Here is a 17,250-nt window from a genome sequence, read left to right as displayed (position 1 = left end):
TTATTACAGTAAAGTCGTCATTACAGGGAGAAACCCTCGGCTTTATTGGCAACGTTTCGTTGTTAGTGAGACCTTTACCAGCAATGGTAAAGGCCCCTTATTGTCTTTTTTGGACCCTTACCATGTTTGGTAGGGGCCTTTTTGTATACAAAGAGAGGAGATATAAAAATGAAAAAACTTATTAGTAGATTAAGAGTTGTATTTCATGTTCGCCGATTTGTTCCATTCCTATTTGACTTTTTCACTTCAAAAGAGGTTTCAATAAAGAAGAAAATTTTATCTATTGCGTTTTTAGTTGGTTATGTTGCGATGCCGCTCGATTTAATTCCAGACTTCTTACCGTTTATCGGTATTTTAGATGATATTGGAATTGTATTATTTATTTTGAACCGAATTGTAAAAATGGCGCCAGTTCAATTACAAGAAAAGCATAACGTAAACGTAGGATAGGAGTTGGGGTAGAAAATATGGAGCAAATTATTTTAGATATAATCGAGTTTTTAAAGCAATTTTCTTATTTTGGAGTTGTGTTAGCATTAACGTTTGAATTTATTCCAGCAGAAGTAGTTTTGCCCATGGTTGGTTATTGGGTGTACGAGGGAGATATGAATTTTTGGCTTGCTGTATTAGCCGGAACCCTCGGCGGAACGACAGGACCTTTAACGTTATATGCACTCGGTTATTACGGTGGTCGTCCTCTATTAATAAAATACGGGAAATACTTCTTCATTAAAGAAGAACAAATTCAAAAAGCAGATGATTTCTTTGAGAAATATGGACCGGTTGTAGCATTTGTTGGACGCTTTGTGCCAGGAGTTCGAACGCTTATTTCTGTTCCATGTGGTATGGCGAAAATGAACATATGGAAATTTAGCATATATACATTTGTAGCAATGTTCCCGTTAACGACTTTGTATGTTTATTTTGGAATGAAATTAGGTCCACATTGGGAAAAAGCAGCGGATGTTGTTGGGCAATATATGTTACCGATATTAGGAGGCGTTATTCTTATCGTTGCTAGTATCTTTGTCTATAAATATATGAAAAAAAGAAACAAAACAGAATCTATCTAGTCACATGAATATTTTTTGAAAATAGATGAATAGTACAGGCAAAAGACTCTGGGGGACATACACATATAGGGAATATAAAAGAGAGAGGGGAAACAACTATGTCTTGTGAGTGCTCAGGGTCAGCATTAACTTGTTGTCCAGATAAAAATTATGTGCAAGATAAAGTGTGTAGTCCGTGGTCTGCTACTGTAGTTGCAACAGCAATTGATAATGTTCTCTATACAAATAATATTAACCAAAACGTAATTGGTACTGGCTTTGTTAAATATGATGTTGGACCAGGCCCAATTACTGTAGAGGTACTTGATTCTGCTGGGGGTACAATTGATACACAAACATTAAACCCAGGAACGAGTATTGCTTTTACGTATCGCCGCTTTGATAGTATACAAGTTGTGTTACCTGCAACACCTGCTGGAACGTATCAGGGAGAATTTTGTATTACAACACGTTATCCACTTTCATAGCAGAATAGGAGAGGATCGAAATGGGAATGAGAAGTTCCAGTTTGTCTTGTTGTTCTAATAAAACACTTGTGCAAGACCAAGTATGTACAGACTGGTCTATTACAGGTGCTGGTACTCAAATTGTATATACAAATAATATCACGCAAGAAGTATATGGTTCAGGTTACGTGAAGTATGATGTAGGTGCCAACCCGATTACAGTTGATTTTTTAGTAGGTGCAACAGTGGTTGATACAATTACTGTACAACCACAAAGTAGTGGTACTTTCACTGTCCGATATTTTACTACTGTCCGAATTACTACGACAGGAACGACTGTTAATCAAGGAGAGTTTTGTATTACAGTACGTTATCCAATCTCATAAAAAGCATACCGTGAACGGTATGCTTTTTATATTAAGGAAATAATGAAATTGGTATTCTATAAGCAACATGTAAATTCGCAACAGTACTTGCCTTCTAAATATAGTGAAGGATTACTTGTTATATTGATAATATTGATCGACTGTAGGTCTTTTCCTGTGTACGATATTGTATTACCAGGAAACACAGTGAAAATATTGGTTACTGTTCCAACGATTTGAATTGTAATTGCTTCGGTGCTGCTAGTACTATTGTAAACCGAGACAGTACCTGATATAAGTAGTATCCCATCACTTTGCCATAGTATCATTGATTGTGATGCATCTTTGGCAGATGGGATGGTGTTATTAGTTATGAGGAAGTTCCCTGCAAATTCATTTGTTACTCGCTCGCAATTTGGATTTGGAGGAGGGGGCGGTGGACAAGGGTCTGGACAAATAATAGATAAAGGAGCGAAACAGCCGATATTTTTTTTATTCTTCAATATACCCCCTCCTTTTAAGTTGTCTTTTATTACTATTAAATGTAAAAGCATGGCCGATGTGTTAAAAAAAGAAGGAAATATTAAAAATTAAGATTGTCTAATAGGCTTAAACCTTAACTTATCATTAGTGTTATAGAAAAGATTATATGTGAATAGTCATAGGAAAAGAATGATCAGACTCTTTTAGACAAAAGGTGGTTGTATACAATAGTACGAGGAATGTTGGACTTAATTTCTAATTAACTGTATATTTACAAAAATCTAATAAAGTTCATTTGTTATTTAAACGACATTAACATGTATTAGATAAAATAGCCCTTGTAATGAATCAATTATTATGAGGAGGATTCAAGTGGACAGAAATGCTTTAAGAAAAGTAAAAGGCCTTATTGGATTATTAATGGTTTTTGTATTAGCATTCGTATCATTTCCGTGGAGTACATCAGTCAAGGCGGAAGAGAAAAAGCAAGAAAGGGCATCAAGTGAGAAGAAGATAGTTTTTCCAGTTGTAAGTGATGTGCATATTAAAAACAGTGGAACAGATGATACGTTTCGCTGGAAAAGAGCGATTGAACAGTTTAATACACTAGCACCAAAGCAAGATGCATTTGTTATTGTAGGTGATTTCACAGATACAGGATCAGTGCAGCAATATGATCGTTTCATGCAAGTGTATAATGAAAATGCAAATAAAGATGCCGTGAGAATGAATTCTCTTGGTAACCATGATTATTGGAACGGTTTATCTGTAGAGGACGCACAGAAGCGTTTCTTAGAAAAAACAGGTATGGAATCAATTTATTATCATAAAGTGGTAAAAGGTTATCACTTCCTTGTTATGTCTCCAGAGAATGGAACAACTCATGGCTATTATTCGGACAAGCAAATTAATTGGTTAAAAGAAGAAATGGCAAAAGCGCAAAAAGATGATCCAGAAAAACCGATTTTTGTATTTTTACATCAACACATTAAAGAGACAGTATACGGTAGTCATGAATGGGGAACACAAGATAGCGCAAAAATTAATGCAGTATTAAAAGAATACCCACAAGTTATTACGTTTTCAGGTCATTCACATTATCCATTAGATGATCCGAGATCGATACATCAAAAAGACTTTACATCAGTTGATACATCTTCAGTAAGTTATATGGAAGTTGAAGGTGGTAAAGTACAAGGGAATATCCCGCCAGGAGCTAGTACGTTAAGCCAAGGTTTATTAGTAGAAGTAGATGATAAAGAAGTAACGATTAATCGTCGTGATTTCCATACGAATTCTTGGACAGGCGAGCCTTGGAAAATTAAATTACCAGCAAAGAAAGAAACATTTACACATGTAGAAGATCGTGATAAAGAAAAGCCTTACTTTGCTAAGGATGCAAAGCTTACTGTATCAAATGTAACAGAAAATGCGGCAACAGTAACATTCCCACAAGCATTGGACAACCTCCTTGTTCACTCTTACCGTGTGCAGGCTAGAGATAAGCAAACGGGTGAAATGAAAAATAAATTGTTAGCATTCTCAGAGTTTTATCGTGATCCAGTGCCGAAAGATCTTACGTTTACACTGGCAGGGTTAGATGGCGGGAAAACATATACACTTGAAGTTGTTGCAATTGATTCGTTTGGTAATGAAAGTGCGCAGCCTTTAACGGCAGAAATTACTACGAAAAAAGATGATATTGATCCGAATGTAAAAGTGCCAAAGGCTGATGTTTTCGATGTGAATTTTGCAGATGGTACATTTAAAGACAATTCACCATTTGGTACAAAAGGTGATGTGAAGGGCAATGTGACTATTGAATATGATAAAGCATTGAAAAAGAATGTTATGAAGTTAAACGGACAATCTAATACATTTGGATACCTTCCATTTTCAGCAGCACAAAAAGAGAAAGTAGCAAATACATTTACGTTAGAAACGGTATTTTCAATGAATCAAATCCGTGGCCAAGGTATTTTGCAAAATACAGAGAGCGGTGGAATTGGATTTGAGTCTAGAGGAAGCGGCTATGTTGAATTATGGGCTCACATTGGCGGCAGTTATAAACGTGTTGGAGTTCAATTAGAAGCAAACAAAACATATCACTTAACAGGAACGTATAACGGAAGTGAAGTAGCTATTTATGTCGATGGTAAAAAAGTAAATAGCCAACCAGCTACAGGGAAAGTGTATCATCCAAATGTACCATTTGCACTTGGAGCTGATCCTGATAGTAACGGCAATGGTGGTATTCCGTTAAACGGTAAAATCGCGCTTGCGAAATTATATAGTAAAGCGTTAAGTTCTTCAGAAGTATTAGCAGCGTACAATGAGTTTTCTAACCGTACGAAGTTAGAGCAAGTGAACGCGTTATATGAAGAGCTTGGAAAAGGGAAAGAAGTGTTAGCTGGTACGTATGAGTTTGGTGATAAGCCAGGTCAATATTCAAAGGAAGCATTTCAAGAACTAGAGAAAAGCTATAATAATGCAAAACAAGTGTTTGAAAATGTAGGGAGCACGGGAGAGCAAATCGTTCAAACATATAACGAATTAAAAACAGCTAATGTAACATTTGTACAATCTAAAGTAGTAGAACAACCGAAAACACCGAAAGAAAAATTACAAATCAATATTGAATCTGCAAAAGTAGTAGTGAAAAAAGCGCAAGATGCAAATGTAACGGACGGTTCAGTGAAAGCACTGAGTCAAAAAATTACAGTGGCCGAAGCTGTAGTGAAAGATGTAAAAGTAAAAGATACACAGGTAGAAACAATGAATCGTACGATGGAATATGCAATTTCACTCGTTGAAAAAAGCATAAACAAGTAAGAGAGAAGAAAAGAAGCTTATCATGATAGGCTTCTTTTTTGTTATACTAAAAATAGCATAGAATGAAGGAGCGAATAATTTGGAACAGAAAAAGCTAAAAAGAATTCTTGAATATGTATGGATCGCGGTTGTGCTCCTTGTAGGATATTATTTCTTAAAAGAAAAAAGTATATGGGTTTTATTTTTAATGACGTTTTTATTAGCGGGTTTAGGCACGTTATTTATTAATTTCTTCTTTGATAGTTTAAATGCCTGGAAGAATAAAAAGAAGGGAACGAAGTAAAGGAGGGAATATATGCAAAAGTGGAAGCTCATATATCAGGTGATTATTTTCCTATTGCTTGTAGGTATTGGAATTGTGAAATACGCAACGCCAATAGGAAATTGGGCATGGTTTACAGCTTGCATCGGCATATTTTTCATTTTACAATCGTTGACGAAAAAATATAATAGTACAGAAAGATAGCTCGCCGCTAAAACGGCGAGCTATTTTGTTATGCTTTTTTCTTTTCATCATTTGTTTTTTCAATAGCTAAATGACTATGTTTCCTAGAGTAGAAGAAATAGAAGCATAAGCCGACTATAAGCCAAACTGCAAAGCTAATCCATGTTGTTTTAGACAAATTGATCATTAAATATAAGCAGCAAAGAATCGCGACAACTGGTAATACAGGTACGAAAGGTGTACGGAATCCACGTTTTAAATCAGGGTGTGTTTTTCGTAAAATAAGTACTGCGCAGCAAACGAATGTAAAGGCTGTTAACGTACCGATGTTTACTAAATTCGCTAGCAAATGTAAGTCTAAAAGGCCTGCTAATAAAGCAGCAACAACGCCAGTAATCCACGTATTTAATAAAGGGATTTTTACTTTTTTATTTACACGTGCTAACGCTTTTGGAAGTAAACCGTCACGGCTCATCGCATACGAAACGCGAACTTGTCCATACATAACAACTAAGAGAACGGTTGTCATTCCAGTCATCGCTCCAACAGCGAGTAGTCCTGCAATTGTATCCTCACCAACGAAATGCAATGCAAATGCAACTGGATCAGAAACGTCTAATTGCGTATAAGGAACCATACCTGTTAAAACGAAAGATACGATCATATATAAAACAGTACAAATAAGAAGAGAACCGATAATACCAATTGGTAAGTCACGCTGCGGTTTTTTCGTTTCTTCTGCAGCTGTTGCGATTGCATCAAATCCTAAGAAGGCGAAGAACACAGTGGCAGCCCCAGTAATAATACCGTCGTATCCGAATGGGATGAACGGTGTCCAGTTTTCAGGTTTTACATATTTTGCACCTGCTACGATAAAGGCGATAATAACGGCTAACTTAATAAGAACCATAATATTATTAATGCGTGCGCTTTCGCGTATACCAAAACTTAAAAGGCCCGTAATAAGAAGTAAAATACAGACAGCAGGTAAATCGATGAGACCACCTTTTCCTACGCCGGGGGCCGAGGCGATTATGGCGGGCAGGTGTATATTGAACCCTTGTAGTAATGATTGCAAATAACCAGACCAACCGACAGCTACTGCTGCAACGGCAAGTAAATATTCGAGCATTAAACACCATCCGACGATGAAGGCGACGACTTCTCCGACTGTCATGTATGCGTAAGTATACACACTTCCTGAGACAGGAATAGAAGAAGCAAATTCAGCGTAACAAAAGGCTACACAAGCACAAGTAAATGCAGCAATAAGGAATGATAGCATAATACCAGGACCAGAATGTTTTGCTGCAACAATACCTGTTAATACAAAGATCCCTGTCCCAATTACGGCGCCGATTCCTAAAAATGTTAAATCGAGTGCAGTTAATGTTCTAGCTAGCTGCTTTGGTGATTCAGTACTAAGCGCTTTTTTTCGTAATAATGACTTCACTTTGGACTCTCCCCCCGTTTTTTCATTTCCATAACTGCGACTATAGTATGAGTCCATTAAAAAAGAGTAAGTAAGGAAGTGGAGGTGCAGTTATGGTATGTAGTTTTTTAAAATTGCTGGATTAATCTTAATATAATTCAGAATATTTTGTCAAATAAAAATATGACAAATAAAATGCGGATCAATAGGGGAAACTACTTGCAGAAATGGACGGGGGTTAACGACCCACTGATTAAAGTTAAAGTAGGAGCAGATGCTATGTTATTTTATTTTGAACTTGTCGTCATTTTACTTTGTACGAAATTAGCTGGTGACATTAGTGTAAGACTTGGTCAGCCTTCTGTACTTGGTAAGTTAATTGTCGGTATTATTATCGGTCCGGCTGTACTTGGTATTATTAATAGTTCTGAACTGATTGATGAATTGAGTGAGATTGGTGTTTTGTTACTTATGTTTATGGCGGGACTTGAAACAGATTTAGAAGAGTTAAATCGGAATTTGAAATCGTCGTTTGCAGTAGCGGCCGGTGGAATTATTTTTCCTTTCATCGGTGGTTATGTAACAGGATTGCTGTTTGGATTAATACAATCCCATGCCATTTTTTTAGGGTTATTACTTTGCGCAACATCGGTTAGTATTACGGTGCAGACGCTACGTGATCTAGGAAAAATGAATACGAGAGAAAGTACAACAATTTTAGGTGCTGCCGTATTTGATGATGTCATTGTCGTTATTTTATTAGCATTTGTAATGAGTTTTTTAGGAACGCAAGATGTGAATATAACACTTGTCATTGTAAAGAAAATTATTTTCTTTGTAAGTATTGTTTTTATTGCTTGGAAAGTCGTTCCTTGGATTATGAAAATGCTTGTCCCGCTTCGTGTAACAGAAGCGTTAATTAGCGCGGCTCTTATTATTTGTTTCTCTTTTTCTTATTACAGTGAAATGATGGGAATTGCAGGCATTATTGGAGCATTTGCAGCAGGAATTGCTATTTCTCAAACAGAGTATAAGCATGAAGTGGAACATAAAATTGAACCGATTGCTTATGCAATATTTGTTCCAGTATTCTTCGTAAGTATCGGAATGGAAATTACATTTCAAGGCATTGGAAGTCAGCTTTGGTTCATTATTATTATGACTCTCGTTGCGATTTTCACAAAGTTAATCGGATCCGGCTTAGGCGCAAGACTGACAGGATTTAATCGCCAATCTTCTATCAGTATTGGTGCGGGGATGGTATCACGTGGTGAAGTAGCGCTTATCATCGCAGCAAATGGACTTACGGCGAATTTATTAGCGAAAGAAAATTTCACAGCGATTGTTATTGTTGTTATATTGACGACGATTATTACACCGCCACTTTTGAAGAAATATTTTGTATAGACAGGAAGGGCTTATCTGATGTAGGTAAGCTCTTTTTTTATTCCCAAAAGCAATGATCATATAGCATGAAGGGTTTGTAATTATGGTAAAATCTATGTATGTGATATGACAAGGAGAGGGAAGTGTGAAGATTACGAAGGAGAAGGTTATCGGTGTAATCGTACTTATTGCAGTATGTATACCATTTACTGCATGGAAAGAATCAAAAGTGAAAGATTTTCCGGTTTCTATTTTTTCGGAAGAAGCAGATGGTGAGTACGGTCAGAAGCTGAAATATACTGCTTTTTTACCTGATGTTGCGATTTGGATGAACGGTTGGGAAAAGAAGTGGACAGAGGGGGAAAGAACTGTTTATCAAAAAGGGAATCGCATTGTAAATGTGTTTCATCCTCCTGGCGATGATGGTTATTACCTTCTTGAAGCAAGAGAAAATAAGTGAACGCAACTGTAAGAAGTGGAGGTTAAATAGTGAAAGCTTCAACATTACTATTTAAAATTGAAAGTAATATGGATCAATTTTCACCAGCTGAGAAGAAGGTTGCCATGTACATAATGGAGAATGCAGAGATTGTACCGAATTTAACGACGAAAGAAGTGTCAACGAATGCAGGAGCAAGTGAAGCGAGTGTCGTTCGCTTTTGTAAATCGATTGGAATCGGAAGTTTTAAAGCATTTAAGATAGCACTCGTTCGTGAATTAACGATTGCTGATTATAATATTAACGATTTTTCAGTGATGAATACAGAAGATGGACCGTATGATTTATTTAATAAAGTTACTTATGTGAATAAAGCTGCAATTGAGGCGAGTGTTACTGCAATAGATAAGAGGGAACTTGAGAAAGCAGCGGATCGTATTGTCAATGCGGGCAAAATTATATTTTACGGAGTAGGTGGATCAGCTACGCCAGCAATGGACGGGGCTTATAAATTTACGCGGCTTGGATTTACAGCGATGATGCTATCTGATTTTCATATGATGTTGCCACTTGTGACGAATTTAAAAGAAGGTGATATATTTGTTGCGATTTCAACATCTGGTCGAACGAAAGATGTGCTTGAAATGGCGCAGTATGCAAAGAGACAAGGTGCAACTGTTATTGGAATTACGAAATTAGATCAATCATCACCCCTATATAAAGAAGCGGATATTCGCCTTTGTATGCCAGATGTAGAACAAGATCATCGTATTGCGAGTATTGCTTCGAGAATGACACAATTGAATATGATCGATGCTTTATATGTTATTACTTTCAATCGAATTGGTAATAAAGTATTGGATCAATTTATAGAGACGCGAGAAGAAGCGTTGCGGTTACGGAAGTTAAAGTAGAAGAAAAGATGAGGAGACTCATCTTTTTTATTATCTTTGACACAAATATGTCATGTTGTGAAATTTTATTTCATAAAATAAGAAAGGATTATTGATTTTTAGTTTCTTAAAGTTATAATAAAAGTGTGAAATATAATTTCAAAGAGGGTGGAAATATGTTAGAAAATTTATCGACAGAACATCGTAATGAGAAAACAATGAATCTGGATGAAATGAGCATAAAAGAAGTATTGCAAAGTATGAATGAAGAAGATCGAACTGTTGCGTTAGCAGTTGAAAAAGAGATAGAACAAATTGAAAAGGTTGTACAGACTGTTATTAAATCTTTTGAAGAAGAGGGACGCTTAATTTACATTGGTGCTGGTACGAGTGGTCGTTTAGGTATCCTAGATGCAGTGGAATGTCCGCCGACATTTGGCACGGATGATAAAATGGTGCAAGGATTTATAGCAGGTGGATTGAAAGCGTTTACTAAAGCGGTGGAAGGTGCCGAAGATCGCGAAGAGTTAGCAGAAGAAGATTTAAAAAGTATTGGATTAAATGAGAAAGATACAGTGATTGGAATTGCTGCCAGTGGCAGAACTCCTTACGTAATTGGCGGCTTGAAATACGCACAGAGCGTAGGAGCGAGTACAGCGAGTATTTCTTGTAATAAAAATGCTGAAATAAGTAAATATGCAAATTTAAATGTGGAAGTAGAAACAGGTGCAGAAATATTAACAGGATCAACGCGTTTAAAAGCTGGTACAGCACAAAAATTAGTGCTGAATATGATTTCAACAGCTTCGATGATTGGTGTAGGAAAAGTATATAAAAACTTAATGGTAGATGTTCAATCCACAAATGAAAAGTTAGTAGAACGGTCAAAACGAATTATTGTGGAAGCAACAGGCGCTAGTTATGAAGTAGCGGCAGAGTATTATGAAAAGGCAGAACGTAACGTAAAAGCTGCCATTGTTATGGTGTTGTTGCAGTGTGAGTATGGGGAAGCACTGGAGAAACTAAAATACGCAAAAGGGTTTGTGAAGAAAGCACTATAAAGTAATAGGGAGGGGGATTCTATTATGAAGAAAGAAGAGAGAATGGCCAAGGAAATTTCGGAGCAACTTGGTGGAATAAAAAATATTCGTAGTATTGCTCATTGTATGACGAGACTACGTTTAACGCTTCATGATGAAAGTAAAGTAAATATGGACCTTTTGAAAAAAGTTGAAGGCGTTATGGGTGTTATAGAAGATGAGACGCTTCAAGTTGTCGTTGGTCCAGGAACAGTAAATAAAGTAGCAGCTGAAATGGAAGGTTTGACAGGACTACGAATTGGTGAGGTAGCAGATCATCACCTTGAAGATATTGGGCAAGAGATGAAATCAGAGATTAAGAAGAAAAATAATACACCGGTGAAAAACTTTTTACGAAAAATAGGAAGTATTTTCATCCCATTAATTCCGGGGCTTGTTGCGTCAGGAATTATAAACGGGGTTGCTAACTTTGCGAAAAATGCTGGTGCTGATCCAAATGCAACGTGGTTACAAATGTTACTACTCATTGGCGGCGGTATCTTTACATTCTTAGGAATTTTAGTCGGCTGGAATACAGCGAAAGAATTTGGCGGGACAACGGTTCTTGGGGCAATTGCTGGTATTTTAATTTTCAACCCGGCGATGGCAAACGTAAAATTGTTTGGTGAAGCGTTAGTGCCCGGACGGGGCGGATTGTTTGCAGTTATTTTTGCAGCATGGCTTATGGTTGTAGTGGAAAGACAAGTTCGAAAAGCAGTGCCAAACGCAGTTGATATTATCGTGACACCACTCATTACTGTATTAGTTGTAAGTATCGTAACGATGTTAGCCATTCAGCCATTAGCAGGTTTCTTATCAGATGGTATTACGAGCGGAATTAATGCTATTTTAAATATTGGCGGAGCATTTGCTGGCGCAGTACTTGCGGGAACATTTTTACCTCTCGTTATGGTCGGATTGCATCACGGTTTAACACCAATTCATATGGAATTTATTAATCAAACACACGTAACACCTTTATTACCAGTGCTCGCAATGGCTGGTGCTGGCCAAGTGGGCGCAGCAATTGCGATTTATGTGAAAACAAAAAACAAACGACTTCGAAATGTAATTAAAGGTGGATTGCCAGTTGGCTTTTTAGGAATTGGTGAGCCGTTATTATACGGGGTGACATTACCACTTGGGAAACCGTTTATTACTGCTTGTTTAGGAGCGGCTGTCGGTGGTGCATTCCAAGCAGTTATGCAAACAGCTTCTCTTGGAATTGGCGTATCAGGGCTATCTTTAATTCCGTTAATTGCTGACAATAAATATTTACTCTATTTCTTAGGTTTAGTAATTGCATATGCTTTCGGATTTATCTTTACGTATTTCTTCGGATTTAAAGAAGAAATGGCAGAAAACATATAGAGAAAGGGATTCCTTTCTCTTTTTCTATTAATAGAAAGGGAGATTTATATGATCGGAGTTTCCATTTATCTTTCAAAAGAACGAGTAGAGAAACAAGAAGAGTGGTTAAAAGTAGCGAAGGAAAATGGGTTTACATCTATTTTTACATCACTGCACATTCCAGAAGATGATCCAAATACGTATAAAGAGTTAATTCAAATATTAGGGAAACAAGCTCTTGCACATGAAATGGAGCTAATGGTTGATGTTTCTCCAAAATCGTTACACCATTTAGGGCTAACATATGAAAATGTGGAAGAGCTATTGGACTGGGGCATTACCGGTTTAAGAATGGATTACGGCATTGCGCCAAAAGAAATTGCAAGCGTATCTCATAAGATGAAAGTAGCTTTAAATGCGAGTACGATTACAAATTCATTTTGGAAAGAATTACTTGCAGAACATATAAGAGTAGAGAATGTAGAAGCATGGCATAATTTTTACCCACGTCCAGAGACAGGACTAGCAAAGTCCTTCTTACAAAAACAAAATCAATATTTACAGGAGTGCGGAATAAAAACGATGGCATTTATTCCAGGAGACGCGGAAAAACGTGGTCCGTTATATGAAGGGTTACCAACGTTAGAAAAACATCGCAATATGCGCCCGCTTGAAGCGTACTTAGAACTTGTTCAAGATTGTGGTGTTGATAAAGTATTGATTGGAGATATAAGCGCAAGTTTGGAAAGTATGCAAGAAGTAGCTAGTGCGAGTAGAGGGATTATTCCATTGCGTTACAAATCATTTATAACTGATAAAGAAGTATTAAAAGTGGTGGAGCAAGTGCATACAAATAGACTAGATCCGGCTCGTGATGTTATTCGATCTGTAGAATCAAGGGAAGGAAATAGAGTGGTTTTACAGCCGATGCATACAATTGTAAGAAAGAAAGGCAGCATTACAATTGATAATGAATTGTACGGTAGATATGCAGGGGAGATGCAAGTTGCTACACATGATTTACCTGTAGATGAGAAAGTGAATGTTGTTGGAATAGTTGTGGAAGAGGACGTTTCTTTACTGCCTTATATTGGCGCTGGAAAAATGTTTCAACTTTTTCTATGCGATAGAATAAAAGCTTGAATTAGCGCTATTTTGTAGGAAAACATTATCCGTAAAACGGATAATGTTTTTTGTTTTCTTTAAAAAAGTATTTGACGAATGAAATAAAATACCGTATTGTTTTGACTTGTAAATAAAAGTTCACCATAACAAAACAAAAAGGAGAGTTCAAAATGAATCAATATATTGGGAATTTAATTATTCGTATCGTGTTAGGAGTTACGTTTTTTGCACACGGTTTAGCAAAGTTTCAATCAGGTATCGATAACGTAGCAGGATGGTTTACAAGCATCGGTTTACCAGGTGGTCTTGCATACGGCGTAGCAACAGTTGAATTAGTTGGTGGTATATTATTAATTATCGGTTTAGGTGTACGATATGTAGGATTGTTATTCGCTCTTATTTTAGCTGGAGCTATTGTAAAGGTAAATGGAGCAGCAGGTTTATTAGGAGATGGAAAGAATCCAGGATATGAATTAGATCTTGCATTATTATCAATGGGTGCGTATTTATTCGTAGTAAAAGCAGAAGGATATGTAGATCGTTTCTTAAAAGAGAAAGTAATGAAAACGAAGTAAATTTTATTTATAAATGTTGACTTGAAGAAATATTGTAACTATAATGATTACAACAAATAGATTAAGAGTAAAACAATTTAAATATTTTTTTGCACAAGATGTAACTGTATAGGTTACATCTTGTGCAAAAATAAATAAACGGGAGGAAGTAATATGCCTAAATCAAATTTAGAAATTATTCAAAGCACGTATGAAGGATCAGCGTCTTCGAATGCAAAGCATTTAGCAGAAGCCTTCTCTGAAAAAGTGGAATGGACAGAGGCAGAAGGTTTCCCGTACGGCGGAACATATAAAGGCGTAGAAGCTATAATGGAAAATGTATTTAGCCGTTTAGGATCAGACTGGGATGATTATAAAGCAAGTGTAAATACATATCATGAAGTAAACGGAAAAGATGTAATTGTTGCTGAAGGTATGTATTCTGGAGTTTATAAAGAAACAGGAAAATCATTTGAAGCAGAATTTGTTCATGTATGGCAGCTTGAAAATGGAAAAATCGTGAAGTTTAAGCAGTATGTAGATAGTCATATTGTTAGGGAAGCGATGAAGAGCTAATGCTTTTTAAATGGATTGTAGGTATATGTATTACCATTATGGTAATCATCTCTTCTATAGTTGGCGGAAAGAAATTGCTTGCATATGTGGAAAAAGAAAATACAAATATTCAAACCGAGCGAGCGGCAAACGAAAAAGAGAAAAAAGCTGCAGAAGAAGCCCCGCAAATTAGTGAAGGTGAAATTATTTCTACTATGCATAAAATGGTGCACCAAAAGGTAAAATCCTCTGAAAAATGGGGATTTGTAGAGATGACAAAAAAGGAAATTTCTAATGTAAAAAGAGATATTGAAAATAGTACAGGTTTTCAATATAAAATGAAGTTATTTTCTATTATAAATAGATGGGAAAAAGGAGATTTTTCTCAAACTGTTGAGGAGCATAACTTTTTATGGAGCCTTCAAGGTGGAGATACTGGCAAGGCGACGAAACGTTTATCGCCAGAAGAGGAAAAGCAGTATATAAAAGAAATGAAGAGAAAATAAAAACATCGCCAACCCAGATGACGATGTTTTTTCATTAAGAATGTTTTCGCATTAAAGGTCTAACAGGCTGAACGGCAACAGTTTTAAAATGAGAAAATAAATAACATCCTGTTACAACGACAATTGTCCCTAAAATTTGTATCCACGTTAATTCTTCTCTGAGGAATATGAATGCTAAAATGGCTGTGAAAATTGGATTGAAGTTTAGAAAAATACCTGATGTAGTTGCGCCTAATTTTTGTACACCAATATTCCAAAATACCATACAAAGAACTGTCGAAATAAGCCCAGTATATAAAAGTGATGTGATGAAAGAAGTATTTATATTTGAAACAGTGAAGCTACCTATGTTAAGCGGTAGTAATAAAATAACGCCGAAAATACCAGAGTACAACGTTGCCATAAGTGGTGTAGTTGTTTTTGTTGCCCATTTACTACAAACAGAATAGATTCCCCAAATACAAACTGCTGCAATCATCCATAAATCGCCGCTATTAAAATGTAGTGAAAATAAAAGCGAGAAATCACCTTTTAATAGGACGAGGATAACCCCGAAGAATGAAAGAATCATGGATAGGATTTGAAGTGTATTTACTTTTTCTTTTAGAAATAATACTGAAAATAATGCGATTGAAATTGCATTCAATGTAGAGATAAGACCTACATTCGTAGCGGATGTTTTTTCTAATGCTAAAAATTGAAAGATGTTAAAAAGAGCGACCCCTGAAATTCCCATCAATATTAAAGGAAGTATTGCGGTACGTGGTGGAAGGATTTTCTTTTCTTTAAACCATACCATCGGTAATAAACAAACAATCGCAATCATCCATCTTAAATTTGTCAGTGTCATCGGCGATGCATGATCGACGAGTGATTTTCCAACGACAAAATTTCCTCCCCATAATAAGCTCGTTAGTAATAGTAAAAAGACGTAAAAATAAGGCATGCTAAAATCCCCTTTTTTGTAATCAATACGAATTGTAAATAATTTTAGCATTTTTCTTTATTGTGTAATATATTCTTTTGTATAATGGTGAAAACTCGATAAAATCTTTAGTTATGAATGATATTTACGGAATGATATTCAGTTTTTTGTAAGGTATAAGGTGTTTTTTCGAATAATCATCGGTAAGAAAAAAGGGGGGAATTGTAATGGAGTCGTCTGTTATTAAAGTGTTGGATGATTTGGATGTACAAATTTTAGATATATTGCAGAAGGAGTCACAAGTAAGTAATGCAGAGCTGGCACGTCGCGTTAATTTATCACCGGCTGCGATGCATGCAAGAATAAAAAGATTGGATGGGGAAGGTTTCATCGATAAGCAAGTTGCGATTTTAAATCAAGAAAAGCTTGGGTTTGATTTATTATGTTTTATTTTTATGAGTACAAATATTCATCAATTTGACAAGCTGGAAGTGTTGGAGAAAGAATTAGAATCGATGCCGGAAGTGTTAGAATGTCACTGTTTAACAGGAGAGTACGATTATTTATTAAAGGTTGCAAATCGTGATCGTAAAGAACTAGAGCAGTTTATTAGAAAGTTGAATAAGCTTGGTATTACAAGGATACAGACAAGTTTAGCACTTCGTGAAATTAAATATTCGACGGTATTGCCGATACGAAATGAGGAACCGAGCATCGATTAGATTGCTTGGTTTTTTGTTTGTATAAATTGATTGACGAGGAGAAAAGAGAGATGTATTATTATATAAAATTGTGAATTAAAATTCATTTTAAGTTATAAATATTAATATTGAGGGGCAAGGGGATGTAATATGAAAATCTGTAATGCGGTGACGAGTGATGTGAAAGAAATTTATAGTCTTATTGAGGTTTATGCAAAAGAGGGAGTTGTTTTACCACGTTCTCTTTTGTCTCTTTATCAATATTTGCAATGTTTATATGTTATGAAAGAAGACGAGAGAATTGTTGGAGTTGCTGGTTTACATGTATTAGGGGAGGACCTAGCAGAAGTCCGGTCGTTAGTCGTTTCGCATACATATGCAGGAAAAGGGATTGGACGTATGTTAGTGAATCATGTCATGAATGAAGCTGCGAAAATAAAAGTGAGTAGAGTTATTTCTTTAACATATGAAACGGAATTTTTTCAAAAGTGCGGGTTTGATTTTGTGAATAGAGATGCATTGCCAGAGAAAGTATGGATTGATTGTAGGCATTGTCCAAAGGTTGATTATTGTGATGAGGTGGCGATGATTCGGTATGTTGGGTGAATTTTTCAGACAGAAAAAGTCCCACTATTATTTACGTAATAGTGGGCATCTATGT

At 36.1% G+C, this 17,250-nt stretch carries 22 protein-coding genes; 19 read left to right on the top strand and 3 right to left on the bottom strand.

Translation table 11 applies throughout. The features are described from left to right. Positions 1–168: 168 nt before the first annotated feature. The 4 genes from ACUN13_RS11155 (at position 169) to ACUN13_RS11140 (ending at position 1,905) form a co-directional block, all read left to right on the top strand. Positions 169–450 (top strand): YkvA family protein, encoded by a 282-nt coding sequence (locus tag ACUN13_RS11155; RefSeq protein WP_000733844.1) that lies wholly within the window; start codon positions 169–171, stop codon positions 448–450. A gap of 17 nt (positions 451–467) precedes the next feature. Beyond that, the gene (locus tag ACUN13_RS11150) at positions 468–1,073 is read left to right on the top strand and encodes a DedA family protein (protein WP_000435017.1); all 606 of its coding nucleotides are present in this window, start codon (positions 468–470) and stop codon (positions 1,071–1,073) included. Between the two features lie 98 nt (positions 1,074–1,171). After that, entirely contained in the window at positions 1,172–1,540 is a 369-nt protein-coding gene (locus ACUN13_RS11145; protein WP_001277537.1) for a DUF3992 domain-containing protein, read from the top strand. Positions 1,541–1,560: 20 nt separating this feature from the next. Next, positions 1,561–1,905, top strand: a complete 345-nt coding sequence (locus tag ACUN13_RS11140) for a DUF3992 domain-containing protein (protein ID WP_000525819.1) — start codon at positions 1,561–1,563, stop codon at positions 1,903–1,905. A gap of 56 nt (positions 1,906–1,961) precedes the next feature. Here the strand turns inward: ACUN13_RS11140 and ACUN13_RS11135 are convergent, their stop codons facing one another. Further along, on the bottom strand, positions 1,962–2,342 hold the full coding sequence (locus ACUN13_RS11135; RefSeq protein ID WP_232306259.1) for an S-Ena type endospore appendage: 381 nt from the start codon (positions 2,340–2,342) through the stop codon (positions 1,962–1,964). On the opposite strand from ACUN13_RS11135, the gene ACUN13_RS11130 reads away from it, so the two are divergent. The 4 genes from ACUN13_RS11130 (at position 2,230) to ACUN13_RS11115 (ending at position 5,665) form a co-directional block, all read left to right on the top strand. Beyond that, positions 2,230–2,478 carry a hypothetical protein gene (locus ACUN13_RS11130; protein WP_002023335.1) on the top strand — a complete coding sequence of 83 codons (249 nt, stop codon included), beginning with the start codon at positions 2,230–2,232 and terminating at the stop codon, positions 2,476–2,478. The two genes, ACUN13_RS11135 and ACUN13_RS11130, sit on opposite strands and share 113 nt — an antisense overlap. A 261-nt stretch (positions 2,479–2,739) precedes the next feature. Next, complete coding sequence (locus ACUN13_RS11125) at positions 2,740–5,199, top strand: LamG-like jellyroll fold domain-containing protein (RefSeq protein WP_257115872.1); 2,460 nt, start codon at positions 2,740–2,742, stop codon at positions 5,197–5,199. 79 nt (positions 5,200–5,278) lie between these two features. Next, entirely contained in the window at positions 5,279–5,482 is a 204-nt protein-coding gene (locus tag ACUN13_RS11120; protein ID WP_000435797.1) for a hypothetical protein, read from the top strand. 12 nt (positions 5,483–5,494) lie between these two features. Continuing rightward, on the top strand, positions 5,495–5,665 hold the full coding sequence (locus ACUN13_RS11115) for a hypothetical protein (RefSeq protein WP_001174839.1): 171 nt from the start codon (positions 5,495–5,497) through the stop codon (positions 5,663–5,665). 28 nt (positions 5,666–5,693) lie between these two features. On the opposite strand, the gene ACUN13_RS11110 is transcribed toward ACUN13_RS11115, so the two are convergent. After that, positions 5,694–7,154: an amino acid permease gene (locus ACUN13_RS11110; protein ID WP_002040681.1), complete on the bottom strand. Its 1,461-nt coding sequence runs from the start codon at positions 7,152–7,154 to the stop codon at positions 5,694–5,696. 105 nt (positions 7,155–7,259) lie between these two features. Here ACUN13_RS11110 and ACUN13_RS11105 point away from each other — a divergent pair, with 105 nt between their 5' ends. From ACUN13_RS11105 to ACUN13_RS11065, 9 genes are all read left to right on the top strand, one after another. Further along, complete coding sequence (locus ACUN13_RS11105) at positions 7,260–8,483, top strand: cation:proton antiporter (RefSeq protein WP_060852387.1); 1,224 nt, start codon at positions 7,260–7,262, stop codon at positions 8,481–8,483. 124 nt (positions 8,484–8,607) lie between these two features. Beyond that, a complete protein-coding gene (locus tag ACUN13_RS11100) occupies positions 8,608–8,922 on the top strand; it encodes a hypothetical protein (protein ID WP_000704958.1) in 315 nt (104 codons plus the stop codon). A 29-nt stretch (positions 8,923–8,951) separates the two neighbouring features. Further along, entirely contained in the window at positions 8,952–9,815 is an 864-nt protein-coding gene (locus ACUN13_RS11095; protein WP_342761667.1) for a MurR/RpiR family transcriptional regulator, read from the top strand. Positions 9,816–9,970: 155 nt separating this feature from the next. Then, complete coding sequence (gene murQ / locus ACUN13_RS11090) at positions 9,971–10,855, top strand: N-acetylmuramic acid 6-phosphate etherase (RefSeq protein WP_000892350.1); 885 nt, start codon at positions 9,971–9,973, stop codon at positions 10,853–10,855. Between the two features lie 24 nt (positions 10,856–10,879). Continuing rightward, a complete protein-coding gene (locus ACUN13_RS11085) occupies positions 10,880–12,244 on the top strand; it encodes a PTS transporter subunit EIIC (RefSeq protein WP_257115874.1) in 1,365 nt (454 codons plus the stop codon). 48 nt (positions 12,245–12,292) lie between these two features. Next, entirely contained in the window at positions 12,293–13,366 is a 1,074-nt protein-coding gene (locus ACUN13_RS11080; protein WP_025688212.1) for a DUF871 domain-containing protein, read from the top strand. 152 nt (positions 13,367–13,518) lie between these two features. Beyond that, positions 13,519–13,923 (top strand): DoxX family protein, encoded by a 405-nt coding sequence (locus tag ACUN13_RS11075; RefSeq protein WP_001077751.1) that lies wholly within the window; start codon positions 13,519–13,521, stop codon positions 13,921–13,923. Between the two features lie 153 nt (positions 13,924–14,076). Then, positions 14,077–14,478: a nuclear transport factor 2 family protein gene (locus ACUN13_RS11070; RefSeq protein ID WP_001126699.1), complete on the top strand. Its 402-nt coding sequence runs from the start codon at positions 14,077–14,079 to the stop codon at positions 14,476–14,478. Next, positions 14,478–14,963 carry a PRK06770 family protein gene (locus tag ACUN13_RS11065; RefSeq protein ID WP_242278506.1) on the top strand — a complete coding sequence of 162 codons (486 nt, stop codon included), beginning with the start codon at positions 14,478–14,480 and terminating at the stop codon, positions 14,961–14,963. Before ACUN13_RS11070 ends, ACUN13_RS11065 begins: the two co-directional genes overlap by 1 nt. Positions 14,964–14,997: 34 nt before the next feature. Here the strand turns inward: ACUN13_RS11065 and ACUN13_RS11060 are convergent, their stop codons facing one another. Then, entirely contained in the window at positions 14,998–15,909 is a 912-nt protein-coding gene (locus ACUN13_RS11060; RefSeq protein WP_257115875.1) for a DMT family transporter, read from the bottom strand. A 206-nt stretch (positions 15,910–16,115) separates the two neighbouring features. On the opposite strand from ACUN13_RS11060, the gene ACUN13_RS11055 reads away from it, so the two are divergent. Both ACUN13_RS11055 and ACUN13_RS11050 read left to right on the top strand, forming a co-directional pair. Next, positions 16,116–16,610: an Lrp/AsnC family transcriptional regulator gene (locus ACUN13_RS11055; RefSeq protein WP_000446097.1), complete on the top strand. Its 495-nt coding sequence runs from the start codon at positions 16,116–16,118 to the stop codon at positions 16,608–16,610. A gap of 129 nt (positions 16,611–16,739) precedes the next feature. Further along, positions 16,740–17,195, top strand: coding sequence for an N-acetyltransferase (locus ACUN13_RS11050; protein ID WP_000686669.1), 456 nt, complete (start codon positions 16,740–16,742; stop codon positions 17,193–17,195). Positions 17,196–17,250 lie beyond the last annotated feature (55 nt).

This window comes from Bacillus cereus group sp. Bce041 (genome assembly GCF_052646455.1).
This window is presented reverse-complemented; position numbering and strand designations above follow the sequence as displayed.